This window comes from Micromonospora antibiotica, assembly GCF_017599305.1.
Lineage (GTDB): Bacteria > Actinomycetota > Actinomycetes > Mycobacteriales > Micromonosporaceae > Micromonospora > Micromonospora antibiotica.
Map to the genome: position 1 here is coordinate 44410 of NZ_JAGFWR010000027.1, position 26181 is coordinate 70590.

23 protein-coding genes and 1 pseudogene are annotated in these 26181 nt (G+C 74.1%); 17 read left to right on the forward strand and 7 right to left on the reverse strand.

Going from position 1 to position 26181, the window contains the following annotated elements; all coding sequences use genetic code 11:
• Positions 1–11: 11 nt before the first annotated feature.
• Positions 12–2591 carry a phenylalanine--tRNA ligase subunit beta gene (pheT, locus tag JQN83_RS28205; protein ID WP_208570185.1) on the forward strand — a complete coding sequence of 860 codons (2580 nt, stop codon included), beginning with the start codon at positions 12–14 and terminating at the stop codon, positions 2589–2591.
• 55 nt (positions 2592–2646) lie between these two features.
• On the opposite strand, the gene JQN83_RS28210 is transcribed toward pheT, so the two are convergent.
• Positions 2647–3525, reverse strand: a complete 879-nt coding sequence (locus JQN83_RS28210; RefSeq protein ID WP_244253374.1) for a Crp/Fnr family transcriptional regulator — start codon at positions 3523–3525, stop codon at positions 2647–2649.
• Positions 3526–3697: 172 nt separating this feature from the next.
• On the opposite strand from JQN83_RS28210, the gene JQN83_RS28215 reads away from it, so the two are divergent.
• From JQN83_RS28215 to argH, 10 genes are all read left to right on the forward strand, one after another.
• The gene (locus JQN83_RS28215) at positions 3698–4516 is read left to right on the forward strand and encodes a hypothetical protein (RefSeq protein WP_208570186.1); all 819 of its coding nucleotides are present in this window, start codon (positions 3698–3700) and stop codon (positions 4514–4516) included.
• A complete protein-coding gene (locus JQN83_RS28220; protein ID WP_208570187.1) occupies positions 4513–6792 on the forward strand; it encodes a hypothetical protein in 2280 nt (759 codons plus the stop codon). Before JQN83_RS28215 ends, JQN83_RS28220 begins: the two co-directional genes overlap by 4 nt.
• Positions 6789–7610 (forward strand): hypothetical protein, encoded by an 822-nt coding sequence (locus tag JQN83_RS28225; protein ID WP_244253375.1) that lies wholly within the window; start codon positions 6789–6791, stop codon positions 7608–7610. The genes JQN83_RS28220 and JQN83_RS28225 overlap by 4 nt, the downstream gene beginning before the upstream one ends.
• Before the next feature lie 201 nt (positions 7611–7811).
• Positions 7812–8813: an N-acetyl-gamma-glutamyl-phosphate reductase gene (argC, locus tag JQN83_RS28230; protein WP_208570188.1), complete on the forward strand. Its 1002-nt coding sequence runs from the start codon at positions 7812–7814 to the stop codon at positions 8811–8813.
• Positions 8814–8868: 55 nt separating this feature from the next.
• On the forward strand, positions 8869–10041 hold the full coding sequence (gene argJ, locus JQN83_RS28235; protein WP_208570189.1) for a bifunctional glutamate N-acetyltransferase/amino-acid acetyltransferase ArgJ: 1173 nt from the start codon (positions 8869–8871) through the stop codon (positions 10039–10041).
• Positions 10038–10964: an acetylglutamate kinase gene (gene argB, locus JQN83_RS28240; RefSeq protein WP_208570190.1), complete on the forward strand. Its 927-nt coding sequence runs from the start codon at positions 10038–10040 to the stop codon at positions 10962–10964. The genes argJ and argB overlap by 4 nt, the downstream gene beginning before the upstream one ends.
• Positions 10961–12271 carry an acetylornithine transaminase gene (locus JQN83_RS28245; protein WP_208570191.1) on the forward strand — a complete coding sequence of 437 codons (1311 nt, stop codon included), beginning with the start codon at positions 10961–10963 and terminating at the stop codon, positions 12269–12271. Before argB ends, JQN83_RS28245 begins: the two co-directional genes overlap by 4 nt.
• On the forward strand, positions 12268–13197 hold the full coding sequence (gene argF / locus JQN83_RS28250; RefSeq protein ID WP_208570192.1) for an ornithine carbamoyltransferase: 930 nt from the start codon (positions 12268–12270) through the stop codon (positions 13195–13197). Before JQN83_RS28245 ends, argF begins: the two co-directional genes overlap by 4 nt.
• Positions 13194–13703 (forward strand): arginine repressor, encoded by a 510-nt coding sequence (locus tag JQN83_RS28255; RefSeq protein WP_208570193.1) that lies wholly within the window; start codon positions 13194–13196, stop codon positions 13701–13703. The genes argF and JQN83_RS28255 overlap by 4 nt, the downstream gene beginning before the upstream one ends.
• Before the next feature lie 89 nt (positions 13704–13792).
• A complete protein-coding gene (gene argH, locus JQN83_RS28260) occupies positions 13793–15256 on the forward strand; it encodes an argininosuccinate lyase (RefSeq protein ID WP_208570221.1) in 1464 nt (487 codons plus the stop codon).
• A 685-nt stretch (positions 15257–15941) separates the two neighbouring features.
• Here the strand turns inward: argH and JQN83_RS28265 are convergent.
• Positions 15942–16349: a DNA-binding protein gene (locus JQN83_RS28265; RefSeq protein ID WP_208570194.1), complete on the reverse strand. Its 408-nt coding sequence runs from the start codon at positions 16347–16349 to the stop codon at positions 15942–15944.
• A 170-nt stretch (positions 16350–16519) separates the two neighbouring features.
• Between JQN83_RS28265 and JQN83_RS28270 the strand changes: the two genes are divergently transcribed.
• The 4 genes from JQN83_RS28270 (at position 16520) to JQN83_RS28285 (ending at position 19721) form a co-directional block, all read left to right on the forward strand.
• Positions 16520–17125, forward strand: coding sequence for a DNA-3-methyladenine glycosylase (locus tag JQN83_RS28270; RefSeq protein WP_307799834.1), 606 nt, complete (start codon positions 16520–16522; stop codon positions 17123–17125).
• A 196-nt stretch (positions 17126–17321) separates the two neighbouring features.
• Positions 17322–17852: a hypothetical protein gene (locus tag JQN83_RS28275; protein ID WP_208570196.1), complete on the forward strand. Its 531-nt coding sequence runs from the start codon at positions 17322–17324 to the stop codon at positions 17850–17852.
• Positions 17853–17964: 112 nt separating this feature from the next.
• Positions 17965–19101 (forward strand): LLM class flavin-dependent oxidoreductase, encoded by a 1137-nt coding sequence (locus JQN83_RS28280; RefSeq protein WP_208570197.1) that lies wholly within the window; start codon positions 17965–17967, stop codon positions 19099–19101.
• Entirely contained in the window at positions 19098–19721 is a 624-nt protein-coding gene (locus JQN83_RS28285; RefSeq protein ID WP_208570198.1) for an FMN reductase, read from the forward strand. The genes JQN83_RS28280 and JQN83_RS28285 overlap by 4 nt, the downstream gene beginning before the upstream one ends.
• A gap of 68 nt (positions 19722–19789) precedes the next feature.
• Here JQN83_RS28285 and JQN83_RS28290 read toward each other — a convergent pair whose 3' ends face one another.
• The 3 genes from JQN83_RS28290 to JQN83_RS28300 all read right to left on the reverse strand — a co-directional run bounded on the left by JQN83_RS28290 (position 19790) and on the right by JQN83_RS28300 (position 24564).
• Positions 19790–20662, reverse strand: coding sequence for a universal stress protein (locus tag JQN83_RS28290; RefSeq protein WP_208570199.1), 873 nt, complete (start codon positions 20660–20662; stop codon positions 19790–19792).
• 202 nt (positions 20663–20864) lie between these two features.
• Entirely contained in the window at positions 20865–21749 is an 885-nt protein-coding gene (locus JQN83_RS28295; protein WP_208570200.1) for a universal stress protein, read from the reverse strand.
• Between the two features lie 49 nt (positions 21750–21798).
• Positions 21799–24564 (reverse strand): cation-translocating P-type ATPase, encoded by a 2766-nt coding sequence (locus tag JQN83_RS28300; protein ID WP_372444158.1) that lies wholly within the window; start codon positions 24562–24564, stop codon positions 21799–21801.
• A gap of 209 nt (positions 24565–24773) precedes the next feature.
• Here JQN83_RS28300 and JQN83_RS28305 point away from each other — a divergent pair, with 209 nt between their 5' ends.
• Positions 24774–25244: a cyclic nucleotide-binding domain-containing protein gene (locus tag JQN83_RS28305; protein WP_208570202.1), complete on the forward strand. Its 471-nt coding sequence runs from the start codon at positions 24774–24776 to the stop codon at positions 25242–25244.
• A 16-nt stretch (positions 25245–25260) separates the two neighbouring features.
• Here JQN83_RS28305 and JQN83_RS28310 read toward each other — a convergent pair.
• Positions 25261–25548: pseudogene (locus JQN83_RS28310) on the reverse strand (hypothetical protein); the annotation flags it as partial.
• The gene (locus tag JQN83_RS28315; protein WP_208570203.1) at positions 25545–25721 is read right to left on the reverse strand and encodes a hypothetical protein; all 177 of its coding nucleotides are present in this window, start codon (positions 25719–25721) and stop codon (positions 25545–25547) included. The gene JQN83_RS28315 and the pseudogene JQN83_RS28310, both read right to left, overlap by 4 nt.
• A gap of 231 nt (positions 25722–25952) precedes the next feature.
• On the opposite strand from JQN83_RS28315, the gene JQN83_RS28320 reads away from it, so the two are divergent.
• Positions 25953–26174, forward strand: a complete 222-nt coding sequence (locus tag JQN83_RS28320; RefSeq protein ID WP_208570204.1) for a helix-turn-helix transcriptional regulator — start codon at positions 25953–25955, stop codon at positions 26172–26174.
• Positions 26175–26181: the final 7 nt, after the last annotated feature.

Consider the following 26181-nt stretch of genomic DNA (forward strand, 5'->3'; position numbering starts at 1 on the left):
TGGTCTGAGTCATGCGAGTTTCTGTCAGTTGGCTGCGGGAGTACGTCGACCTCCCCGTCGACCTGCCCACCGAGGATCTGGAACAGGCCCTGGTGGACCTCGGTATCGAGGTCGAGTCCGTGGTGGACCTGCGCCGCACGGTCACCGGTCCGCTGGTCGTCGGTGAGGTCCGCGAGATCGAGGAGCTGACCGGGTTCAAGAAGCCGATCCGGCACTGCCTGGTCGACGTGGGCACCGCCAACGGCACCGGCGAGTTGCAGCAGATCGTCTGCGGGGCGCGTAACTTCGCCCCCGGCGACCGGGTCGTGGTGATCCTGCCCGGCGGGGTGCTGCCCGGCGACTTCACCATCGGCGCCCGCAAGACGTACGGCCGGATGTCGGCCGGCATGATCTGCTCGGCGCAGGAGCTGGGGCTGGGTGACGACCACTCCGGCATCATCGTGCTGCCGCCGGACACCGCCGCCCGACCCGGCGACGACGCCCGGCCGGTGGTGGGCCTCGACGACGTCGTGGTCGAGCTGGAGATCACCCCCGACCGGGGGTACGCGTTGAGCGTGCGCGGCATCGCCCGGGAGCTGGCGTACGCCCTGGGGTTGTCCTTCCGTGACCCGGGCCTGGTGCCCGCGCCGGCCGGGACGGACGAGCCGGCGTACCCGGTGCAGTTGCGCGACACCGTCGGCTGTGACCGGTTCGCCACCCGGATGGTCCGGGGTGTCGACCCGACGGCGACCACGCCCGGCTGGATGCGGCAGCGGCTGACCGTGGCCGGCATCCGCAGCATCTCGCTGCCGGTCGACATCACCAACTACGTGATGCTCGAGTTGGGTCAGCCGATGCACGCCTTCGACGCCGACCGGATCACCGGTCCGCTGGTGGTGCGCCGGGCCGAGGCGGGCGAGAAGGTGACCACACTGGACGGTGTGGTCCGCGCGCTCACCGCCGAGGACATGGTGATCTGCGACGCCGGGCTGCCCAACTCCCTCGCGGGCGAGGGCGACGGCGTCCCGATCTCGCTGGCCGCGGTGATGGGCGGCGAGACCAGCGAGGTGGTCGGCGGCACCACCAACGTGCTGCTGGAGGCCGCCCACTGGGACCCGGTGATGGTGGGCCGCACCGCCCGCCGGCACAAGCTGTTCAGCGAGGCGGCCAAGCGGTGGGAGCGGGGGGTCGACCCGGCGCTGCCGCTGGTGGCCCTCCAGCGCGCCGTCGAGCTGCTCACCACGCACGGCGGTGGCGAGGCCGGCGCGGAGGTCCTCGACCTCGACCACGTCCGGCCGATGCGCCCGGTCACCCTCCCGGCCGACCTGCCGTCGCGCCGGATCGGGGTGGACTACTCCCCGCAGCGGGTGGTCGACCTGCTGGAGCAGGTGGGTTGCACGGTGATCCGGGGCGGCGACCGGCTGGCCGAGGACCCGGGGACGGTCGGGACGGCCGCCGGTGCCGGCGACGTGCTCACCGTCACTCCGCCGACCTGGCGGCCCGACCTCACCGACCCGGCCGACCTGGTCGAGGAGGTGGTCCGCCTCGACGGCTACGACCGGGTGCCGTCGGTGCTGCCGACCGCGCCGCCCGGCCGGGGTCTGACCTGGCAGCAGCGTCGCCGCCGGGCGGTGGCCCGCTCACTGGCCGAACGCGGCTACGTCGAGGTGCTGGGCCTGCCGTTCGTCGCCCCCGAGCTGGCCGACCAGCTGGGGCTGCCCGCCGACGACCCGCGTCGGCCGGCGGTGCGGCTGGCCAACCCGCTGTCGGAGGAGGAGCCGCTGCTGCGCACCACGCTGCTCGGCCCGCTGCTCGGCATCCTCAAGCGCAACCTGGGCCGGGGCCACCGTGACCTCGCGCTCTATGAGATCGGCACGGTGTTCCACCCGCGGGCCGGGGTGGGTGCGCCGCCGGTCATGGGGGTGGACCGTCGCCCCACCGACGCCGAGTTCGCCGCCGCCGACGCGGTGGTGCCGGCCCAGCCCCGGCACGTCGCGGTGGTGCTCACCGGGGACGTGGACCCGGCCGGCTGGTGGGGTGCGGGCCGGGCCGCCGGCTGGGCCGACGCCGTGGAGGCCGGCCGGGCGGTGCTCGCCGCCGCCGACCTGCCGGCGGACCGGATCGAGGTACGGGCCGCCGAGCACGCACCCTGGCACCCGGGTCGGTGTGCCGCGCTGCTGGTCGACGGGGTGGTGGTCGGCCACGCCGGTGAGCTGCACCCGACGGTGGTGGCGGCATTGGAGCTGCCGCGCCGCACCAGCGCCATGGAACTGGACCTGGACGCCCTGCCGGCCGCCCCGGTGGTGTCCGCGCCGACCGTGTCGGGGTTCCCCCCCGCGCTGATCGACGTGGCGTTGGTGCTGGACGACACGGTGCCGGCCGCCGACGTCCGGGCCGCACTGGTCGAGGGGGCCGGTGAGCTGCTGGAGCACGTCCGCCTCTTCGACGTGTACGCCTCGGAGTCGCTCGGCGCGGGCCGCCGGTCGCTGGCGTACAAGCTCACCTTCCGGGCTCCGGACCGGACGCTGACCGTGGAGGAGGCGGTGGCCGCCCGGGACGCCGCCGTCGCCGTCGCCACCCGGCGGTTCGGAGCGACCCTGCGCGGCGCCTGACGCGCACCGGCCTGACGACGGCCCCGATCCGGTCACCGGGTCGGGGCCGTCGCCGTCACGTCTCGTCGGTGATCTCCCCGCAGGCGCGCAGGGCGGCCAGGTCGCGCACGGTGATCCGCCGGTAGTCGGTCTCCACCAGCCCGTCGGCGCGCAGCTCCCTCAGCGCCTTCTGGATCGAGGTCTCGGCGGCCCCGCAGATGGTGGCGAGTTCCGGTTGGGTCAGCCGGACGTCGATGACCACCGCGTCGCGGTCCTGTCGACCGTGTGAGCGGCACAGGTCCGCCACCACCCGGGCCACCCGGATCTTCACCGAGTACGAGGAGAAGTCGATCCGGCGGCGGTTGGACCAGCGCAGCCGGTCGGAGACCATGGCGGCCAGTTCCAGGGCGGCGTTGGGGTGGCCCCGCAGGAAGGTCTTGAACTGCTCGGGCTGGATGACGCTGTAGCTGGTGGGCCCGCAGGTGGTCACGGTCGCCGATCGGGGGCGGTCGTTGAGGGCCGACATCTCGCCCACCAGGTCGCCGCCGACCCGCAGTGCCAGCAGGGCGGTCCGCCCGTCGGGCAGGGACGCCGTGACCTTTGTCAGGCCGTCCTCCAGCAGCACCAGGTGCGCCTCCCGGTGACCCTCGTGGATGAGGATCTGCCCGGCCGGTACCTGACGCCGGACTCCGGACGCCAGCAACGCGGTCCGCACCGGGTCGTCGAGCCGTTGCAGGAAGGTCCCGTACGGCCAGTCGCCGTCGGGCCGGTCGTGTGGTAGCCGCATCAGCATCAGCACCTTCCTCAGCAGACGAGAAGTGTCGAAGCGTATCCGTGTGGACACGCGTCGCACCGCCCCGCTGCGGACCGCGAGGGCCTCGACGACCAGCAGGGCGAGGATCGCGGCGGGGGACACCCCGAGCGCCAGGAGCAGTTCGGTCAGGTTCGTCCACATGCTGGCAGCAGACCGGATACCGGCTACCACGACATCTGTCCACGGTGGGATGACCGGATGCCGACAGTCCCGCCGATGCCGTACTTCTGAGGGGTCTGCGGGCGTCGGGCCGGGTTCGATGTGCCCGGTGGTGCCCGCTCGCCGAGCGGGCCGGCGACGAAGGGTGTGCCGGATGCGACATCCCGAACGGCGTCTGCTGGTTTCCGTGGACATGGAGCGGTACAGCCGACGCAGCAATCTTCAGCAGTACGAGGCACAGGAGAACTTCCACACCCTGCTGCACGCGGCGGCGACCGAGGTGGGCCTGGACCGGGTCGCCTGGACCACCCAGCAGGCCGGCGACGGCGAGCTGGCGATCCTGCCCCGCGACGTCCCGGAGTCCCGGGTCATCGGCCGGTTCGTACCGGAACTCAACCGGCGGCTGCGGGCGTTCAACAGCAGCCGGACCGCTCCCGCGCAGATCCGGTTGCGGGTGGCCGTACACCAGGGTCTGGTGCACCTGGACGGGGCCAACGGCTTCCCCGGCCACGCGGTCGTGCACGTCTGCCGGCTCTGCGACGCCACCCCGGTGCGGCAGGCGCTCGCCGCGTTCCCCGACGCGGGGGTCGCGCTGGTCGTCTCGACGGAGATGTACCGCGACGTGGTCTGCGAGTATCCGGAGGAGATGCGGCCGGAGCGGTTCCGCCGGATCGAGGTCGAGCACCCGGCGAAGGAGTTCCGGGAGCCCGCCTGGCTCTACGTGGTCGACGAGGACATGTCGTCGTGGCCACCGCCGCAGGAGCCGTCGTCGCCCACCGGGGGACCGCCACCTCCGCGGCCGGACACCGGGTCCGGCACGGCCGGGAAGGACACCGGGTCCGGCACGGCCGGGTCGGGCATCCGCACCGGCGACATCTGGGTGCAGGGGCAGAACGCGATCGGCCCGAACGCGACGGCCATCGGATCGGTCGGCCGCGACGCCGTCTTCGGCGGCGATGGCGGCGGCCGATGAACGGGACGGCGGATTCGTGGGACCCGCCGGACCCCGACGACGTCGGACCGCCCGCACCGGTCGACGCCGCGCCGGACTCCGCCCGCTCCGACGAACGGGGGTCGGACGAGACCGTGGCCGGGCGGCCCGCGCCGACGGATGCGCCCCCGCCGGGGTCGGCCGCCGAGGACGAACCGGTGGACGAGCCGGAGGAGGCACCGGACCCGGCTGCCGTCCTCGCCCGGCTCACCGCACTGCTCGGTGCCCCGTCGAGCATCGGGGTCGGTGACGTACGGGTCCGGGGCCAGAACGCGACCGGTCCGGGGGCTACCGCGATCGGCACCGTGAACATCACCACGGCGACCGTGGGGGCGGGCGGCCGGACCTGGTCGGAGACGCTCAGCGGCACCTGGGTGCGGCAGTTGGCCGACGGCTACGCCCCCGCGCCGAGCGACCAGCGGCTGGACCGGCAGCTCAAACTGCGCCACCTGGTCTGCCTGACCGGCCCCGACGGAACGGGGCGACACACCGCCGGCTGCCTGGCCTCGGCCCGCCGCTACGGCTACGACCGGGTCGGCGTGCTCGACGCGGAACACCTGTCGGACCTGCTGGGCGCCGACGCACCCGTCCGGCCCGGCCACGGCTACACCCTGGCGCTCGGCGACGAGGCGGTCCGGGAGTTGGACGGCCTGACCCTGGTGGGACTCGCGGTGAGGTTGGAGACCCTCGGGAGCAGCCTGGTGCTGGTCGGGGACTTCGCGCACCGGGAGCAGGAGTTCACCGGGCAGCTGGTGCCCCACCGCCCGGCGGCCTCGGTGGAGGTGTTCCGGGCGCAGCTGCGCCGGCTGCTGCGTGGGCAGTGCGTCGGCTGGTGCGCCGACCACTGCACCGGTGACTGCGTCGACGCGTACGTCGAGGAGGAGTGCGTCCCGCATCCGCTGCTCGCCGCCCACCTGGCCGGCGGTCCGCGCGCCGGTGAGGTCGTCCGGCTGGCGGAGCTGATCGCCCAGGCGCCGCCGCGCGGCGGCGACCTCACCGAACGGCTGGAGCGACTGCTGCCCCGGCAGTTGCGCGAGCGTGCCCGACGGGTGCTCTGCGTCGAGGAAGACGGTGTCGACGGGTCGTCCCGGTGGGACGTCGACCAGCGGCGGGCGTTCCGGCTGTCCTGCGCGGTGCTGGCGGGACAGTCGGTGGTGGAGGTCCAGGCGGCGGCCGGACGGTTGCTCACCGGGCCGGCACCGGACACCGACGGCGCGACCACGCCACCGGTGGGGTTCCTCGGTGGGGTGGTCGACCTGCTGCTCGGACCGGTGCTGCGGCAGGCCGTCGTCCTGGTCGACGACGACCGGCTCAGCGGTGGGCGGCGGATCGAGTTCTCGCCCGGCAACGACCAGTTGCGGACCAGCCTCCTGGAGGTCGCCTGGTCGGACTGGTGGCTGCCGGAGCATCTGCTCGGTTGGCTCGCCACCCTGGTGCGCACGGGGTCGCCCGGGGTCCGGGAGGCCGCTGCGGGAGCGGTGGGCTGGTCCGCCCGGCACGGGGTGCGGGTCGCCCTGGAGACCGTGGACCAGTTGGCCCGGGAACGCCGGGCCGGCGTCCGGCAGGCCGCCGCCATCGCGTTGGTCGCCATGGCCATGCAACCGGAGCTGCGCCAGCGCGTACGCACGGAACTGGACCGGTGGGCGTCCGTAGGGCCGGCCCACCTGCGGGACACGGTTGCCCGCGCCTACGCGTTGGGGCTCGCCCGGCTCTGGCCCGACACCGCCCTGCTGCATCTGCGCCAGATCGCCGGGGCGCGGATGCAACGCTGGCACCACTCGGTGGTGCGGGGCCTGGTCGAGGTGCACACGGCCGGTCACCAGGCGACCGTGTTGCCGGCCCTCGCGCAGTGGACCCGGTCGCCGGACCCGGAGGTGTGGCTGCACGCCGGACGGGCGTTGCGGGTGCTCGCCGACCGGTGGGCGCCCGCCCCTCGGGAGCACTGGCCGGAGCTGCTCGATCTGGCGCGGGTCGGCACCGTGTCGACGACCGACCTGGCCGACTGCTGGGCGAACGCGCTCAGCCTGCCCACGACCGCCTACCGCGCGTGGCGCACGCTCGGTTTCTGGCTCAACCGGGCCGACGGGCACCCCGAGGTCGCCGCCCACTGCCTGGAACTGCTCGCTCTGGTGGTGGCGGGCCGGGCACCCCTGCGGCACCGGCTGGACCACCAGCTGAGCCACGTCTGGGGACCCCTGATGCCCCACAACTCCCTGCTCGCCGCCGTACGCCGACTCACCGACGAGGATCACCGATGAACCCGCACCCCAGCACCGCCATGGGCAGCCAACTTCCGATGCCGCAGCGCCGCCACTGGTGGCAGGGCCTGTTCGGCTCGCCGGCTCCGCTCGAGCCGGTGCCGCCGCTGCCACCGCCGCCGCCCGTCACGGTGTCGTTCCGCCAGGACGTCCCGCATCCGCTGCTGGTGCCGGCGAAGGGGGACGCGTTCGATTTCCGGGTGCACCCCGTGTATCTGTGGACCGGCCGGCGGATGACGTTCGACGAGTTGAAGTTCCGTGCCGAGCGGTATCTCGACTGGGCCGGTGGGATCGTCCGGGAGCGGATCGTGGACGTGTCCCGGGAGTTCGAGCCGCACCGCTCCCACGAGCTGGAGCGGGTGCTCAACGAACGGCTCGCCGGGCAGCGGTGGCCGGCGAACGAGTCGCTGCCGCAGTTCACCGCCCACGTGCGGGTCAGCCCCGACGAGCGGGTGCGTGACCGGCTGCGGCCGTACTGGGAGGAACGGATCCGGCTGGAGTGTGACCACGAGTTGCAGAAGATCCGGGCCCGGCACGTCGACGACCTGACCCGCCGGTGGTGTGCGGTGCTCCAGGCGTTGGAGGCCGATCCGGTGACCGCGCACGCGGCCCGGTTGACCGGGGAGCAGTTCGCCGACGTCTTCCGCCGTTACGTCGACGAGCGTCGCGGAACGGTGCCGGAGCTGGTGGCCCTGCTGCGGGAGGCGGTCCGGGGACACCACGACCTCAACCTGGGCCCGTCGGAGTACACCGAGGCCTGGGACGTGGCGCTGCGGACCTACCAGCGGCAGCACGGGTTGGTCGAGCGGGCGAACTGAGCCGGTGGTCGGGTCCCGGGCCGGCAAGCCGGGACCCGGCCACCTCCGGGTCGGTCGACGTAGCCAGGACAGCGGGTTCGCCCAGGGTGGTCGGGGCGTGACCGGCGGTCAGGCTTATCATTTACATGCGGACGGATGTATTAACTTGCATCCGGCGCAGGTGCGGACTAGCCTTCTCTGCATAGTCATGCGGAGGTAGGAATGGGTATCCGAGTTGCGGTCGCCGGAGCGAGTGGTTACGCCGGGGGCGAGCTGCTGCGCCTGATCGCCGGTCATCCCGAGTTCGACCTGGTCACCGCCACCGCCCACCGTCAGGCCGGAGCGCCGGTCACCGCCGTACACCCGCAGCTCGTGGGGTTGGACCTGGTGTTCGCGGCAACCGATGCGGCCACGCTGGCCGACGCGGACCTGGTCTTCCTGGCCCTGCCGCACGGCGAGTCGGCGGCGCTCGCCGCCGAACTGCCCGAGTCGGTGCGGGTGGTCGACCTCGGCGCCGACCACCGGCTGCGCGACGCCGACGCCTGGTCCCGCTACTACGGCGGCCCGCACGCCGGGGCGTGGACGTACGGCCTGCCGGAGCTGCCCGGCCAGCGGTCCGCGATCGCCGGGGCGACCCGGGTCGCCAACACCGGCTGCTACGCCGTCGCCATCACCCTGGCCCTCGCGCCGCTGATCGCCGCCGGTGCGGTCTCGCCGGCCGACGTGGTCGTGGTCGCCGCCTCCGGCACCTCCGGGGCCGGGCGGGCCGCCAAGACGCACCTGCTCGGCAGCGAGGTGATGGGGGACCTGTCGCCCTACAAGGTCGGTGCCCACCAGCACGTCCCGGAGATCAAGCAGGCCACCGGCGCGACCGGGCTGTCGCTGACCCCGGTGCTGGCCCCGATGCCGCGCGGCATCCTCGCCACCGTCACCGCCGTGCCCACCGGCGACGCCGACCCGCGCGCGGTGCTGGCCGAGGCGTACGCCGACGCGCCGTTCGTGCACCTGCTGCCCGAGGGGGCGTGGCCGCACACCGCCGCCACCGCCGGGGCGAACTCCTGCCACCTCCAGGCCACCGTCGACGTCGACTCCGGCCGGGTGATCGTGGTCAGCGCCATCGACAACCTCGGCAAGGGCGCCGCCGGCCAGGCGGTGCAGAACGCCAACCTGATGCTCGGCCTGCCCGAAACCACCGGCCTGCCCCTCTTTGGAGTTGCCCCGTGAGCGCGAGGAGCGCAGCGCAGCGGAGCCCCGCAGTCGCGAACGAAAGGCATGCACTGTGAGTGTCACCGCCCCTCGGGGGTTTCGTGCGGCCGGAGTCGCGGCCGGGTTGAAGAGCGGCGGGGCCACCGACGTGGCCCTGGTCGTCAACGACGGCCCGGACGCCGGGGTCGCCGGCGTCTTCACCACCAACCGGGTCAGGGCCGCGCCGGTGCGGTGGACCCAGCAGGTCGTCCGGGGCGGTGTGGTCCGCGCCGTGGTGCTCAACTCCGGCGGGGCGAACGCCTGCACCGGTCCGGCGGGCTTCCAGGACACCCACGCCACGGCCGAGCACACCGCCGCCGCGCTCACCGCGTCCAGCCCCCGGCTGCGGCTCGGTGCCGGTGACGTGGCGGTCTGCTCGACCGGCCTGATCGGTGAGCGGCTGCCGATGGACAAGCTGCTTCCCGGGGTGCGTACCGCGATCCGGGGACTGGCCCGCGACGGCGGCCCGGCCGCCGCCGTGGCGATCATGACGACGGACACCCGGCCGAAGACCACCGTCGTGCGGGGGGCCGGCTGGACGGTGGGCGGAATGGCCAAGGGGGCCGGGATGCTCGCCCCCGGCATGGCCACCATGCTGTGCGTGCTGACCACCGACGCGGTGGCCGGGCCGGAGCTGCTGGACGCCGCGTTGCGGGCCGCCACCCGGGTCACCTTCGACCGGGTCGACTCCGACGGGTGCATGTCCACCAACGACACGGTGCTGCTGCTGTCCAGCGGGGCGTCCGGGGTGGAGCCCGACGAGGCCGAGCTGACCGCCGCCGTCACCGCCGCCTGCCACGACCTGGCCCAGCAGTTGGTCGCCGACGCCGAGGGGGCGACCAAGCAGGTCGCCATCGAGGTGGTCGGTGCCGCCGACGAGGACGATGCGGTCGAGGTGGGCCGGTCGGTGGCCCGCAACAACCTGGTCAAGACCGCGCTGTTCGGCAACGACCCGAACTGGGGTCGGATCCTCGCGGCGGTCGGCACCACCACCGCCGCGTTCGACCCGGACGCGGTGGACGTGGCGGTCAACGGGATCTGGGTGTGCCGTGGCGGTGCCGCCGCGGAGGACCGGTCCAAGGTCGACCTGACCGGGCGGGACGTCACCATCCGCATCGACCTGCACGCGGGTGCGGCGGCGGCGACGATCTGGACCAACGACCTGTCGCACGCGTACGTGCACGAGAACTCGGCGTACTCGACATGAGCCTGTCCGCGGATCTCACCCGGGCCCAGGTGAAGGCCGAGACGCTGATCGAGGCGCTGCCCTGGCTGGCCCGGTTCTCCGGGGCCACCGTGGTGGTCAAGTACGGCGGCAATGCGATGGTCGACCCGGCGCTGCAACGGGCCTTCGCCGCCGACATGGTGTTCCTCCGGTACGCCGGGCTCAAGCCGGTCGTGGTGCACGGCGGCGGGCCGCAGATCTCGGCGATGCTGGGGCGACTCGGCATCGCCAGCGAATTCAAGGGTGGCCTGCGGGTCACCACCCCGGAGGCGATGGACGTCGTCCGGATGGTGCTGGTCGGCCAGGTCGGCCGGGAACTGGTCGGCATGATCAACGCGCACGGCCCGTTCGCCGTCGGCCTGTCCGGGGAGGACGCCGGCCTGTTCACCGCCGTGCGGCGGCCCGCCTGGGTCGACGGCGAGGCGGTCGACGTCGGTCAGGTCGGTGATGTGGAGTCGGTGGACGTCTCGGCGGTGACCGACCTGATCGCGGCCGGCCGGATCCCGGTCATCTCCACCGTCGCGCCGGACGTCGACGGGGTGCTGCACAACCTCAACGCCGACACCGCCGCCGCGGCGTTGGCGATCGCCCTGCACGCCCGCAAGCTGGTCGTCCTCACCGACGTCGCCGGTTTGTACGCCGACTGGCCGGACACCACCAGCCTGGTCAGCGAGATCGACGCCGAGGCGTTGGCGGCGCTGTTGCCGTCCCTGGAAGCGGGGATGGTGCCCAAAATGGAGGCCTGCCTGCGGGCGGTGCGCGGGGGAGTGCCCGCCGCGCACGTCGTCGACGGTCGGGTCGCGCACTCCACCCTGCTGGAGGTCTTCACCTCGGAGGGGTTCGGCACGATGGTCGTCGACACCCCGTCCGGGTCCACCCACGAGGAAGGCACGGTCGGCGCATGAGCACGCTGGTGCAACGCTGGGGCGAGTCCATGATGGACAACTACGGCACCCCGCCGCTGGCGCTGGTCTCCGGCTCCGGCGCGGTCGTCGTCGACGAGGCCGGCCGGGAGTACGTCGACCTGCTCGGCGGGATCGCGGTCAACGCGCTCGGGCACGCCCACCCCGCCGTGGTGGCCGCCGTCTCCAAACAGATCGCCACCCTCGGCCACGTCTCCAACCTGTTCGTGGCGGAACCCCCGGTGGCCCTCGCGGAGCTGCTGCTGGCGTTGGCCGGCCGGCCCGGCCGGGTGTTCTTCGCCAACTCCGGCGCCGAGGTCAACGAGGCCGCGTTCAAGCTGTCCCGGCTCACCGGCCGGTCGCACGTCGTGGCCACCATCGGCGGTTTCCACGGCCGCACCATGGGGGCACTGGCGTTGACCGGCCAACCGGCGAAGGCCGACCCGTTCCGCCCGCTGCCCGGCGACGTCGACCACGTCCCGTACGGCGACGTGGCGGCGCTGGCGGCGGCCGTCACCGACGCCACCGCGATGGTGATCCTGGAGCCGGTCCAGGGCGAGAACGGGGTGGTCGTCCCGCCGCCCGGCTACCTGGCCGAGGCGCGGCGCATCACCGCCCGGCACGGGGCCCTGCTGGTGCTCGACGAGGTGCAGACCGGCATCGGACGCACCGGTCACTGGTTCGCCCACCAGGCCGACGGGGTGGAGCCGGACGTCATCACCCTGGCCAAGGGGCTGGGCGGTGGGTTGCCCATCGGCGCGTGCCTGGCCTTCGGTCGGGCCGCCGAGCTGCTCCGGGCCGGTTCGCACGGCACCACCTTCGGCGGCAACCCGGTCAGCTGCGCCGCCGCCCTCGCGGTGGTCTCCACCATCGCCGGCGAGGGCCTGCTCGACCACGTCAAGCGCATCGGTGAACGGCTGCGTCGGGGCGTCGAGGCGCTGGGCCACCCGCTGGTGGCCGAGGTACGCGGAGCCGGGCTGCTGCTCGGCATCGTGCTCGCCGCACCGGTCGCCGGCCCGGTGGCCGGCGCGCTGCGCACGGCGGGGTTCCTGGTCAACCCGGTCCAGCCGGGGGTGATCCGGCTCGCCCCGCCGCTGATCCTCACCGGCGAGCAGGTCGACGCGTTCCTGGCCGCCCTCCCCGCCGCCCTCGACACCGCCGCCCTTCCGGCCGCCGCTGCCCTCGACGACGCCGCTGCCCTCGACACCGCGGTTGCCCCTGCCGACGGCACGCCGGCCGCGCCGGGGGCGCAGACCCGCGCCGTGGCACCACCCACTCCCACCCCGACCCCGACGGAGACCCGCACATGATCCGGCACCTGCTGGCCGACGACGACCTCACCCCGGCCGAACAGTCGGCCGTGCTCGACCTGGCCGCCCGGATGAAGGCCGACCGGTTCGGGTTCACCCCGCTGGCCGGGCCGCGTTCGGTGGCGGTGCTGTTCGACAAGCAGAGCCTGCGGACCCGGATCTCCTTCGACGCCGGCATCGCCGAACTCGGCGGTCACCCGCTCGTGGTGGACACCCAGGTCACCCACTTCGGTCGGGGCGAGACACTCGCCGACGCCGGCCGGGTGCTGTCCCGCTACGTCGCCGCCATCGTGCTGCGTACCCACGGCGACGACCGGATCGCCGAGGTCGCCTCGCACGCAGGCGTGCCGGTGATCAACGCGCTCACCGACGGCTACCACCCGTGCCAGCTCCTCGCCGACCTGCTCACCGTCCGCGAGCACTGCGGCGGCACCGCCGGGCGGACCCTGGCGTACGTGGGGGACGCGGCGAACAACCTGTCGCACTCGTACCTGCTGGCCGGGGCGACCGCCGGGATGCACGTACGGGTCGCCGGGCCGGCCGGGTTCCAACCCGATCCGGGGGTGCTGGACCGGGCCGGGAAGATCGCCGCGGGCACCGGCGGGTCGGTACGGGCACTTGTCGATCCGGTCGAGGCGGTCCGGGACGCCGACGTGGTCGCCACCGACACCTGGACCTCGATGGGCCAGGAGGACGACGGGCTGGACCGGATCACCCCGTTCCTGCCCTACCAGGTCAACGCCGCGTTGCTCGGTCACGCCGGGCCGGATGTGAAGGTGCTGCACTGCCTGCCCGCCCACCGGGACGAGGAGATCACCAGCGAGGTGCTCGACGGCCCGCACAGCGTGGTCTTCGACCAGGCGGAGAATCGGCTGCACGCCCAGAAGGCGCTGCTGACCTTTCTCCTGGAGGCATCCTCATCATGACCGCCCCGACCCGCGCCGCCCGGCACGCCCGCATCGTCGAGTTGATCCGGGCCAGGGCGATCCGTTCCCAGACCGAGCTGGCCGACCTGCTCGCCGCCGACGGGGTGCAGGTCACCCAGGCCACCCTCTCCCGGGATCTGGAGGAGTTGGGCGCGGTGAAGGCCCGGGGCGGGGACGGGCGGGCGGGCTACCTGATCCCCGAGGACGGCCACCGGCCGCTGCGCGACGCCGAGGCGGCCCCCGCCCGGCTGATCCGGCTGCTGCGGGAGTTGCTCAACGGGGTCGACTCCAGCGGCAACATCGCCGTGCTGCGTACCCCGCCGGGTGCGGCGCACTACCTGGCCAGCGCCGTGGACCGGGCGGGCCTGACCGAGGTCGTCGGCACCATCGCCGGTGACGACACCATCCTGGTGGTGGCCCGCGAGGCCGACGGTGGGGCCGCGCTCGGCGACAAGCTCGCCGGGTGGGCCCGCCGCGACGAGGCCGGGGAAGGAAACACCCCGTGACCGCACCGGTCACGGGTTTCCGTACGACGGACGAGCCGGTGCCGGGAGTGAACCCCGCAGTCGGTGAGCGAAAGGTGAGCACTGCCAGAATGAGCGGCGTGGACGACAAGAGCCTGACCGAGAACAGCGCCGCGACGAACCGGACGAGCCTGTGGGGTGGCCGGTTCGCCGGTGGCCCCGCCGAGGCCCTGGCGCGGCTGTCGGTGAGCGTCCAGTTCGACTGGCGTCTCGCCCCGTACGACATCGCGGGTTCCCGGGCACACGCCCGGGTGCTGGCCGGCGCGGGGCTGCTCGACCCCGACGAGCTGGGAAAGATCCTGGCCGCGTTGGACGACCTGGAGGCGGCCTGCGCGTCCGGGCAGTTCCGCCCGACGATCGACGACGAGGACGTGCACACCGCGTTGGAGCGGGGCCTGCTGGAGCGGCTGGGCAGCCTCGGCGGCAAGCTGCGCGCCGGCCGGTCCCGCAACGACCAGGTCGCCACCGACCTGCGGCTCTATCTGCGCGACCACGCCCGGGGGGTGGCCGCCCGGCTGGTGGAGCTGGCCGAGGCCCTGGTCGAGCAGGCGGAACGGCACGTCGACACGGCCGCGCCGGGGATGACCCACCTCCAGCACGCCCAGCCGGTCACCTTCGGGCACTGGCTGCTGGCCCACGTCCAGCCGCTGCTGCGGGACCTGGAGCGGCTGCGCGACTGGGACCACCGTACGGCGATCAGCCCGCTCGGCGCGGGCGCGCTGGCCGGCTCGGGCCTGCCCCTGGACCCGGTGGCTGTCTCCAAGGAGCTGGGTTTCCGGACGTCCTTCGCCAACTCCATGGACGCGGTCGCCGACCGGGACTTCGTCGCCGAGTTCCTCTTCGTCACCGCGCTCGTCGGGGTGCACCTGTCCCGCCTCGGCGAGGAGGTGGTGCTCTGGACGTCGCACGAGTTCGGTTGGGTCGAGCTGGACGACGCGTTCGCCACCGGGTCGTCGATCATGCCGCAGAAGAAGAACGCTGACATCGCCGAGCTGGCCCGGGGCAAGTCCGGTCGGCTGGTCGGCGGTCTGATGAGCGTGCTCACCATGCTCAAGGGCCTGCCGTTGGCCTACGACCGGGACATGCAGGAGGACAAGGAGCCCGCGTTCGACGCGGTCGACACCCTGGAGCTGCTGCTCCCGGCGCTGGCCGGGATGATCTCCACGATGACCGTCCGGGTGGACCGCCTGGTCGCCGCCGCGCCGGTGGGCTTCTCGCTCGCCACCGAGGTCGCCGACTGGCTGGTCCGGCGCAACGTGCCGTTCCGCGACGCGCACGAGATCACCGGCAAACTGGTGGCGCTCTGCGCGGCCCGCGACTGTGCCCTCGACGAGGTCTCCGACGCCGACCTGGCGGCGGTCAGCGAGCACCTCGACCCGTCGGTGCGTGACGTGCTGTCGGTCCGTTCGGCGCTGGCCGCCCGGATCACCCCCGGCTCGACCGGCCCCGGCCCGGTCGCCGACCAGCTCGCCGCCGCGTCCGACCAGCTCACCGGCTGGCGGGAGTGGGCTGCCGAGCGGGTCGTACCCCGCTGATCTGACGCGTGCCGGTCGTCCGCGCCCCGCAACGCGGGGGCGGACGACCGGACCTGGGCCAGCTGGCCGCCGCTGCGGGCGTCCGCGCCGAACGGCCCTCCGGTGTGGACGGTGATCAGGCAGGGGCGCTCGGGTAGGAGATGCCGCCGCCCAGGTCCAGCGCGTTCCACCCGGCCCGGCCGACGTACCGCCCGGGCCGTAGTTGCGGCCGGTCGTCGCGGGCGGTCCGCCCCCGTCGCCGGGCTCGCCGTCGTCGCTGGGCTCGCCGTCGTCGCGGCGGCTGTGACCGTCGCGGCGTGCCGTTTTCGTCGCGCTGGCGGTTGCGGTGCGTGAGCGAGCACCTCCCGTTACGGAGAGCAATGTTCCTCCGGCGAGCACTATGACACCTTCGCGCCCTTTGCTCTGCTGCCCAATTCGCGCCACGCCGCTGACCAGGTGAATTGTTGGAGCTGGCATGACGGTTCGGCGCGGGAGGCTGTGACGCTAAGTGCCTGTCGCGTCGAGGTCAGCAGAGCAAAGGGGCTACAGCAGGGTGGTGGGTGGTTGCGCGTTGACCACTCTTAGTATCGAGCGGCGAACCTGGGGTGGTGGGGCCGCAGCCGACCAGGCGGTCCCAGCGGGTCAGGCGGTTCCAGCGCCTCAGGCGGGTCAGGCGGTTCCAGCGGGTCAGGCGGTGCTGGGTGGGTCAGGCGGTGCGGGCGGTCAGGCGTTCGTGGCGTTGCTTGGCCGCCTGCGCGCTGCCCAGGCCGAGCCCGAACGCGATCGCCTGCCAGGTCAGTCCGCGGGCCCGGGCCATCGTCAGCAGGCCCACCTCCAGCGCGTCGAGTTCGGCGCGCAGGTGTGGCAACAGGGTCAGGGCGGCGGTGAGGTCCGCGTCGTCGACGGGCTCCTCGTCGACCTCCCGGGTCGCCCCGCCGGCGGCAAGCGCGGTGACCACCGAGACGGCCTCCCACGGGTCGGCCAGGTACGGGTTGGTGTGCCGGCGTCGTCGTGCGTCGGTGTCGGCATGCCGGGTGCTGATCCGGTGCAGCGCGGCGTAGGTCCGCTCGGCGCGGGCGCGGGCCGCGTCAGGTGCGCTGAAGGTGTCGGTCATGGCACCCATTCCATGCTGACAACGATCCGTTGTCAACACAATGTTTAAGCAATCCGTCGGGCTGCCCACCGTGACGACCGGCCGGCATGACGACGTCTGCCTGCCCCGGATACCGGCGGGAACACGGTCCTCGGTTTGCCGATCTTCCGCAGGTGCCGTTATCTGGAGCGGTGGACTACCCGTGGCTGCACGCCCCCGCCGCCGAGGTGGCCGAGACGGCGCGCACGCTGCTCGGCTGGGAACTCGCCGCCGGTGGCGTCCGGATCAGGCTGACCGAGGTCGAGGCGTACGCCGGCACCGGCGAGGACCCGGCGTCGCACGCCCACCGGGGACCCACCCCCCGGACCAGGGTGATGTTCGGGCCGGCCGGGCACGCCTACACGTACTTCGTGTTCGGCATGCACTGGTGTCTCAACATCGTCTGCGGTCGCGACGGTGAGGCGGCGGCCGTACTGCTGCGGGCCGGGGAGGTGGTCGACGGGCTGCCGGCGGCCCGCACCCGCCGGGGGGACGTCGCCGACCGGGACCTGGCCCGGGGGCCGGCCCGGCTGGCCGTCGCGCTCGACGTCACCGCGTCTGCCAACGGCACCTGCGTGCTCGACGGAAGCGGTCCCCTGCTGCTGAGCCCGCCTACCCGCCCGGTCGCCCGCGCCGAGGTCACCGCCGGTCCCCGGGTCGGGGTGGCCGCCGCCCACGACGTGCCGTGGCGTTTCTGGATCACCGGCGACCCGACGGTCAGCGCCTACCGCCGGCACGTGCCCCGCCGGCGCGGCTGACCCGGCCCACCATGCCGACCGCCGACGGTGGGCCGACCGCCGATGGTGGGCCGACGGCCGATGGTGGGCCGACGGTCGACGGTGGGCCGGGGTCGACGGTGGGCCGGGGCCGATGGGGGGTCGGGGACCGACGGGGCGTCCGTCTCCGGCGAAGTTCGCTAGCATTCGCGCGCAATCGTGACCGGAGGTGGTTCGGATGGACGCAAACGACGCCGGAGTGCTGGTCGGCAGGGTGGCCTGCGTGGCCGTCCCGCTGGTGCTGATGATGGTGCTGGCGGTCGTCGTCGTGGTGGCGGTGCAGCTCGGCCGCCGCCGCCCGCCGCCACCAGGGCCGCCGCCGTCGTGGCCCCCGACCGGCTCGACCGGGTACGCCCCACCCGCCGGCCCGCCCCACCCCGCGCCACATCCCACCCACCCGCATGCCGGCCAGCCCTCGACCGCCGGCCAGCCCTCGACCGCCGGCCAGCCCTCGACCGCTGGCCAGTCCACGACTGCCGGCCAGCCCTCGACCGCTGGCCAGTCCACGACCGCCGGCCAGCTCTGGACCGCCGGCCCGTCGACGACCGCAGGCCCGCCCGACGGTTCGCCGTCGGACGTCCGACCGGCCGATCGGGCGCCGTCGGCCGTCAGTGCCCCCGGCGACCCGTCGTCGGACGCGTCGGACCAGGGCGATCCGGGTACCCCGAGGCAGGGGGAGGAGCCGGCGGGACCGTCGGCGGCGGGGTGACCGGTGCCACCCCGGGAGTGGCCGACGCCGGAATAGTTGACGCGTCAAATAGGTTGTGCGCGACGTCCGGGTACCACGAACGGCCCGGTATCTCAGACGCGAGGAGCTGGTCATGCAGTTCGGAGTCTTCACCGTCGGCGACGTCACGGTCGACCCGACCACCGGACGGGAGCCGACCGAGCACGAGCGGATCAAGGCGATGGTGACCATCGCCCTCAAGGCCGAAGAGGTCGGTCTCGACGTCTTCGCCACCGGCGAGCACCACAACCGCCCGTTCGTCCCTTCCTCGCCCACCACCATGCTGGGGCACATCGCCGCCCGCACCGAGCGGCTGCTGCTGTCCACCGCGACCACGCTGATCACCACCAACGACCCGGTGAAGATCGCCGAGGACTACGCCATGCTCCAGCACCTGGCCGACGGCCGGGTGGACCTGATGATGGGGCGTGGCAACACCGGGCCGGTCTACCCGTGGTTCGGGCAGGACATCCGCAACGGCATCCGGCTCGCCGTCGAGAACTACGAGCTGCTGCACCGGCTGTGGCGCGAGGACGTCGTCGACTGGCAGGGCAAGTTCCGCACCCCGTTGCAGTCGTTCACCTCGACCCCGCGCCCGCTCGACGACGTCCCGCCGTTCGTCTGGCACGGCTCGATCCGCAGCCCCGAGATCGCCGAGCAGGCCGCCTACTACGGTGACGGTTTCTTCGCCAACCACATCTTCTGGCCCAAGGAGCACACCCAGCGGATGGTCGGCCTCTACCGGCAGCGCTTCGCCCACTACGGCCACGGCTCGCCCGAGCAGGCCATCGTCGGGCTCGGCGGCCAGGTGTTCATGCGACGTAACTCGCAGGACGCGGTACGCGAGTTCCGGCCGTACTTCGACAACGCGCCGGTCTACGGGCACGGGCCGTCGCTGGAGGAGTTCACCCGCCAGACCCCGCTGACCGTGGGCAGCCCGCAGCAGGTCATCGACCGCACCCTCGGCTTCCGGGAGTACGTCGGCGACTACCAGCGGCAGCTGTTCCTGCTCGACCACGCGGGGCTGCCCCTGAAGACGGTGCTGGAGCAGCTCGACCTGCTCGGCGAGGAGGTCGTACCCGTGCTGCGCAAGGAGTTCGACGCGCTGCGCCCGGCGCACGTGCCGGTCGCGCCCACCCACGCCTCGCTGGTCGCCGCCCGCGACGCCGCGCTGGCCGGGACGGGTGACGCCGGTGACCTGGCTGCCGCCGGGGCGGAGGGGGTCCGATGACCCGCCGCACCCTGGCCGTGGTGTCGGCGGGGCTGAGCCAGCCGTCGTCGACCCGGCTGCTCGCCGACCAGCTCGCCGCAGCCGCCCGCGACGAGCTGGTCCGGCGCGGCGACGAGGTGGAGCTGCGGGTGGTGGAGCTGCGCGACCACGCCCATGACGTGGTGAACAACCTGCTCACCGGCTTCCCGTCGACGGAGCTGCGGGCCGCCCTCGACGCGGTCACCGGAGCTGACGGCATCGTGGCCGTCACGCCGATCTTCAACGCGTCGTACAACGGGCTGTTCAAGTCCTTCTTCGACGTGGTGGACGCCCAGGCGCTGGTCGACCGACCGGTGCTGATCGGCGCGACCGGCGGCACCGCCCGGCACTCGCTGGCCCTGGAGCACGCCGTCCGGCCGATGTTCGGCTACCTGCGCGCCGTGGTGCTGCCGACGTCGGTCTTCGCCGCCCCGGAGGACTGGTCCGGCGGCACCGCCGAGGGGGCGTTGCGGGCCCGCATCGACCGAGCCGGCCGGGAGTTGGCCGACCAGGTCGACCGGCGGCCACCGGCGACCGGCCCGGCCGACCCGTTCGCCCTCACCACCGACTTCGCCCAGCTCCTGGGCAGCCGGGAGGGCTGACCCGCAGCAGCGGCTGTCGGGCTGGCCCGCGCCGGCTCGGCGGTCCTGCGGCGGCCGGCCGGGTGACCTCACCGGTACGGGTGGGCCACCAGCACCGGGCAGTGGGCGTGCTGTACCACCGCCTGGCTGACCGAGCCCAGCAGCATACCGGTGAAACCGCCCCGGCCCCGGGTGCCGACGGCCAGCACCGACGCCGTGCCGCTGGCCTCGATCAGACCCTGCGCCACCCCGACCGCCCGGACCGGATGCTCCCGCAGCACCACGTCCGGGTGGTCGGCGCGGACCGCAGCGGACGCTTCGGCGAGCAACCGGACCGCGTGCGCCTGGTACGCCGCCTCGGACTCGGCGACCTCGTCGGGCACCTCCCGGTCCTGCGGGGCGGGGCCGACGTGCACCAGCACCAGCGGCACCCCCCGTCTGACCGCCTCGGCGGCGGCCTGGTCGGCGGCGACCCCGGCGGCCGGCGACCCGTCCACGCCCACCAGCACCGGCCCGTCCTCACCGATCGGTAACGTCTCCGGCCGGACGACCAGCACCGGGCAGTGCGCGTGCGCGGCGACCTGAGCGCCGACCGAGCCGAGCAGTAGCCCGGCGAATCCACCCAGCCCTCGGCTGCCCACCACCACCAGGTCGGCCCGGCGGGACTCCTCGACCAGTGTCGCGCCCGCCCCACCGGCGACCTGACGCACCTGCACCGTCAGCCCCGACCACCGGTCGGCCAGCTCGGCGGCGGTCCGCTCCAACATCTGCTGCGCCTCCTCCGACGGCGCCGGCACCCCCAGGTCGTACGGGTTGAGCGGCACGCCGTAGCCGAGCGGGTGCAGGTAACCGTGCACCAGGTGCAGCGGTGCGGAACGCAGCACCGCCGCGTGCGCGGCCTGCTCCGCGGCGGCCAGGCTGGTCGGCGAGCCGTCCACGCCCACCACTACCGGTCGGTTCATCAGCTCTCCCAGGGTCGGTTGCGCCCATTGTCGACGTGCCGGCCCGTCAAACGCCGGCAGCTGACCAAGCCGGGCGTGCCGCCGCCACCTGCTCTGGCCGGGTGGGCGGTCCCCATCTGCTCAGGCCGGGGTGCCGCCCACCCGTCGCGGGCCGGCGATGCCGGCCACCTGATCCGGCCGGGCGTGCCGCCGTCTGCGGCGGTCAGGCGGCGTGGTTGCGGACGATCACCAGTGGGCTGTGCGCGTGGTGCAGCACCGCGTGGCTGATCGAGCCGAGCAGCATCCCGCCCAGCGCGCTGCGGCCGTGCGCGCCGACGACGGTGAGCTGGGCCGCCGCCGACTCCTCGACCAGCACCCGGGCCGCCGCGCCGGGCACCAGCCGTCGGGTCACCGGGACGTCCGGATAGCGGTCCGACCAGCCGGCCAGCGCCTCGGCGAGCACCCGCTCCTCCTCGGCGGCGAACGCCTCCACGTCATAGACCAGCGGCAGCACGTCGCCCGGGCCGAGCGGCGCGGGGGTCAGCCAGGCGTGTACGGCCAGCAGCCCGGTGTCCCGCTGGGCCGCTGCGGCGAAGGCGAACCCGAGCGCCTCGGTGGACAGCGCGGAGCCGTCCACCCCGACCAGCACCGGGCCGTCCGCCCTCGCCTCACCGCGTACCACCAGCACCGGGCAGTCGGCGCGGGCGGAGACCTGCACCGCCGTCGAGCCGATCAGCAGCCCGGCGAAACCGCCAAGGCCCCGGGTGCCGAGCACCAGCAGCGCCGCGTCCTGGGCCTCGCGTAGCAGCACCGGGGTCGGTGCGCCGTCGGACAACCAGCCGGTGACGACCAGGTCGGGGGCGACCTTGCGGGCTTCGGTGACGGCGTCGGCGATGATCCGTTCGGCCTCGTGCCGCAGCCCCGCCTGGGGCGGTCCAGCGGGCCCGGGGCCCAACGGGATGCCGAACAGCGGCCAGATGAACGCGTGCACCACCCGCAGTGGGCGGTGCCGGTCGGCGGCTTCCCGGGCGGCGACCCGGACCGCGTCCAGCGCCGAGCGGGAACCGTCCACACCGACCACGACGGGGGCACCGGATCTGTTCGTCATCATGTCCTCCTTCGTCCGTCTCCAGCCTGGTCGTGTGCGGCCCGCCCGGTCAGGGGCGTCCGGCCCGAGCGGTGGGTCCTTGGTCCCGCACCGGACGTTCCCGGCCCGTATCGTCGACCGCTGGATCGGTGACCGCGTCCCGGCTGGGGTCGGTGACCGCGTGCCGGCCGGGGTCGGTGACGGCGGCCGTCGGGACGTCGGTCACCGCGTCGGCGACGGCCCCGGCCGGCAGCCGGAGGTCGGGCGTGATCGGGGTGCCGGTGCCGGTGCCGGTGGTGGTGGCGGGGCGGCGGTGGGCCAGCCGCAGCACCAGGCCGGGCAGGACGCTGACCGCCAGGCAGGCCAGCAGGACGGTGGGGCCGAGGGGTTCGGTGCCGAGCAGCGTCCGCAGCGGGGGCAGCAGCACGCCACCGACCTGGAGCAGCGCCGACCCGGCCACGGCGACGAGCAGCCCCGGGTTGGCCTGCCCCGCCCCGGCCACCCGGGGCGCCCGGACGGCGAGTGCCACCCCGAGCTGGGCCAGGCCCAGCACGACGAAGACCACCGACTGCCAGGGCAGCCCGGCGTGGGCGGCGGCCACCCCGGCGGCCAGCACCACCGTCGAGATCAGTGCCCCGGTCACCAGCACGTCGCGGCCCAGCCCCGCGCCGAGCACCGACTCGCGGGGCGAGCGGGGGGCCCGCCGCAGGGTGCCCGGTTCGGCGGGTTCCGCGCCGAGCGCCACCCCCGGCAGACCGTGGGTGAGCAGGTTGATCCAGAGGATCTGCGCCGGCAGCAGCGGTACGGGCAGCCCGAACAGCGGGCCCAGCAGCATCACCACGATCTCGGCCACCCCGCCGGAGAGGGCGTAGCGCAGGAACCTGCGGATGTTGTCGTAGATCCGCCGGCCCTCGCCGATCGCCACGGCGACGGTGGCCAGGTCGTCGTCGACCAGCACCAGGTCGGCGGCCTGCCGGGCGACCTCGGTGCCGCCGCCCATCGCCACCCCGATGTCGGCGCGGCGCAGCGCCGGGGCGTCGTTCACCCCGTCCCCGGTCATCGCGACCACGTGCCCCCGGGCCTGGAGCCCGGCGATGATGTCCAGCTTCTGCTCCGGCTGGGTCCGGGCGAACACCCGGGCGTGCGGTTCCGCCTGGGTGGCGTCGTCGGTGTCGCCCCGGACCACCGGGTCGCCGGCCCGCCACAGGCCGAGCTGTCCACCGATCGCGGCGGCGGTGGCCGGGTGGTCGCCGGTGACCAGCAGCAGTCGTACCCCGGCGGTGTCGAGACCGGCGGCGATCCCGGCCGCGCCGGCCCGCAGCGGGTCGCCGACGCCGACCAGCCCCACCGGGCGCAGGCCGACCGGTGCGGCCAGGTCGGGCACCGTGTCGACAGGTGCGGACGCCACCGCGAGCACCCGCAGCCCTTCGGCGGCCAACTGGCGGGCGGCGGCGGTCAGCGCCTCGATCTCCTCGGCGGTGGCGTCGAGCAGGGTACTGGTCAGCACGTTCTCCGGTGCGCCCTTGCAGACCACCAACTGCCGCCCGTCGCAGCCCCGGTGCACGGTGACCATCCGGCGGGTGGCCTGCTCGAAGGGGCGTTCGGCGATCCGGGGCCAGGCACGGCGGGTGGCCTCGGGCTCCAGTCCGCACCGGCCGGCGAAGGCGGTCAGGGCGGCCTCCAGCGGATCGCCGACCGAGGTCCAGTCGGGCTGGTCGTCCTGTGGTGGCGACACGGTGGCGTCGTTGCAGAGCAGCCCGGCGCGTGCCAGCCGGCGCAGTTCCTGCGGCGCGGTCACCGTCGTGCCGTCGCGACTGACCTGCCCGTGTGGGGCGTACCCGACGCCGTCGACGGTGTACCGGACGCCGTCGGGGGTGACCGCCGTCCGCACCACCATCCGGCCCTCGGTGAGGGTGCCGGTCTTGTCGGAGGCGATGACCGTCACCGAGCCGAGGGTCTCCACCGCGTGCAGCCGGCGGGGGATGGCGCGGGCCCCGGCCATCCGGCGCGCGCCCAGGGCCAGCGCCAGGGTCACCACCGCCGGCAACGACTCCGGGACGGCCGCCACCACCAGGCTCACCGCCGTCACGGCCATCTCCACGACCGGCCGGCCACCGGCCACTCCGATGGCGAAGACCAGGCCGGACAGGGCCACCACGGCCAGGGCGAGGATCCGGCCGAGACCGGCCAGCCGCCGCTGCAACGGCGTCGGGGCCGGTCGGGTGCCGGCGACCAGGGCGCTGATCCGGCCCAGCGCCGACGCGGCCCCGGTGCGCAGCACCATGCCGGTGGCCCGGCCGGTGGTCACCACCGTCCCGGCCCGCACCTCCTCGCCGTCGTCGCGGGCCACCGGCACCGACTCGCCGGTCAGTGCCGACTCGTCCACCTGGAACCGGCTCGCCTCGACCAGCCGCAGGTCCGCCGGGACGACGTCACCGGCCTCCACCCGGACCAGGTCGTCGCGGACCAGGTCGGCGGCCGGCAACACCACGTCGCGGCCGTCGCGTACCACCCGGGCGGTGGGGGCGGAGAGCTGGTCCAGCGCGGCGATGGCCCGGTCGGCGCGGACCTCCTGCACCACCCCGATGATCGTGTTGACCGCCACCACCAGCACGATCACCGCCGTGTCCGGCCAGTCGCCGAGCAGGGTGGTGACCGTCGCGGCGGCGAGCAGCAGGGCGACGAGCGGGTCGGTGAGCTGGCGCAGCACCCGGCCGGGGAGCCGCCGCCGGGCCGGCGCGGCGACGCTGTTCGGGCCGTCGGTACGCAGCCGCGCCGCCGCCTCGGCGGTGGTCAGGCCGTCGGTGGCCCGCCCCGCGTCGAGGCCGCCGTCCACCAGCACCGCTCCCGCACCGGATGTCGTCACCGGTGACCTCCCCGCCTCGTGCGGCGTGTCCCGGGCACGCCGTCCCGTTCCACCCTCGCGCTGCGGCGGCCGGTCGGGCAGAGGCGATCTTCCCGCAGGTCACGGGACCATTGGCCCTGCCGCGTCGGCGTCTTCGGGAGTGCCATGGAGCCGACGACATCACGGCGAAGGGCACCCCGATGACCCCTCTGGAGATGCTCACCGAGCACCCCTTCCTCGCCGGCCTGCCCCAGGAGTGGTTGCCCCGGTTGACCGGGTACGCCCGGCCGGTGGTCTGGCACCCCGGTCACCGGCTGTTCTCCGCCGGCCAGCCGGCGGAGCGGTTCTGGCTGGTCCGGGGCGGGGAGGTGGCGTTGGACTTCCCGGTGCCGGGGCGCGGGGACGTGGGCATCGAGTCGATCGGCCCGGGTGGGGTGCTGGGCTGGTCGTGGCTGTTCCCGCCCTACCGCTGGCAGTTCGGCGCGGTCGCCGTCCGGCGGACCACCACCGTGGAGTTCACCGCCGAGGGGGTACGCCGGCTGATGGAGTCCGACGATGCCCTGGGTCGGCAGCTCACCACCCGGTTCATGATCGTGGTCGTGGACCGGCTCCAGGCGTCCCGGGGTCGGCTGCTCGACCTGTACGGCTATCCGACCTCGGCGGCGAGCTGACCCGGACGGGCGGCGACACCCGCGCCCGTGTCGACACCCCCGGTGGTGTCGGCCCGGATCGTTGCGTCGGTGTCGGGGCGGTGCGTGGGGTGACGACCAGTCCGGCCGGCTGGACGAAGACCGACCGGCGGGCCACCGCCTCGTCCCGGTCGTCGAGCCGGTAGCCGTCGAGCCAGATCCACCCGTCGTAGGTGGGCCAGTCGAGCACCCGGATCACCCGGAACCGGACCGGCCGGAGGAACTGGACGCTGGCCGCCCGGGTCAGCAGGAGCAGGTCACCCGCCCTCGGCAGGGGCGCGTTCATCGCCGACCGAACACGCTGCGGTACCTGCGCCACGCCCTGATCCGGGTGCGGGCGGCCTCCACCACCGGGCAGAAGCCGGTGCCGGTGCACTTGTCGCACCGCCGGTCGCGGTGCTGGTCCAGGCAGCGCCAGGCCGATTCGATCAGGTACGGCACCGCGCGGTGTCCACACATTCCGCCTCCCGGGGGTGTCGGGGTCGTCGCGGCACCCCGCCCCGCCGAGCCCAGCTCCACCAGGGCGGGGGCACCGCGTCACCGATTCCACACCGCCAGTAGCCCCGTGTCAACGTTGGCGCGTCAACAACATCGCGTCGCTGTTATCGTGTCTCGATTATCGCGTGCCCGATAGCGTGCAATAGTGGTCGTGTCAACCTCGGCACGCGCGCGCTGGTCTAGCTTTCTGGCATGACTGATGAGGTGCCGGGGCCACTCGTCGCCGCAGGCGAAATCCTGAACATGCTGAATGTCAGCCGCTCGCGGTTCCGCGCCATCGCGCTGCACCCGAACTTCCCGCGACCGTTCCAGACGTTGTCGGTCGGCTCGGTGTGGCTGCGGTCCGACGTGGAGGCGTACATCCGGGAGCACCGTCGGCCCAAGCCGGCAGCCGACGAGGACGAGCAGGGCTGACCGGCCC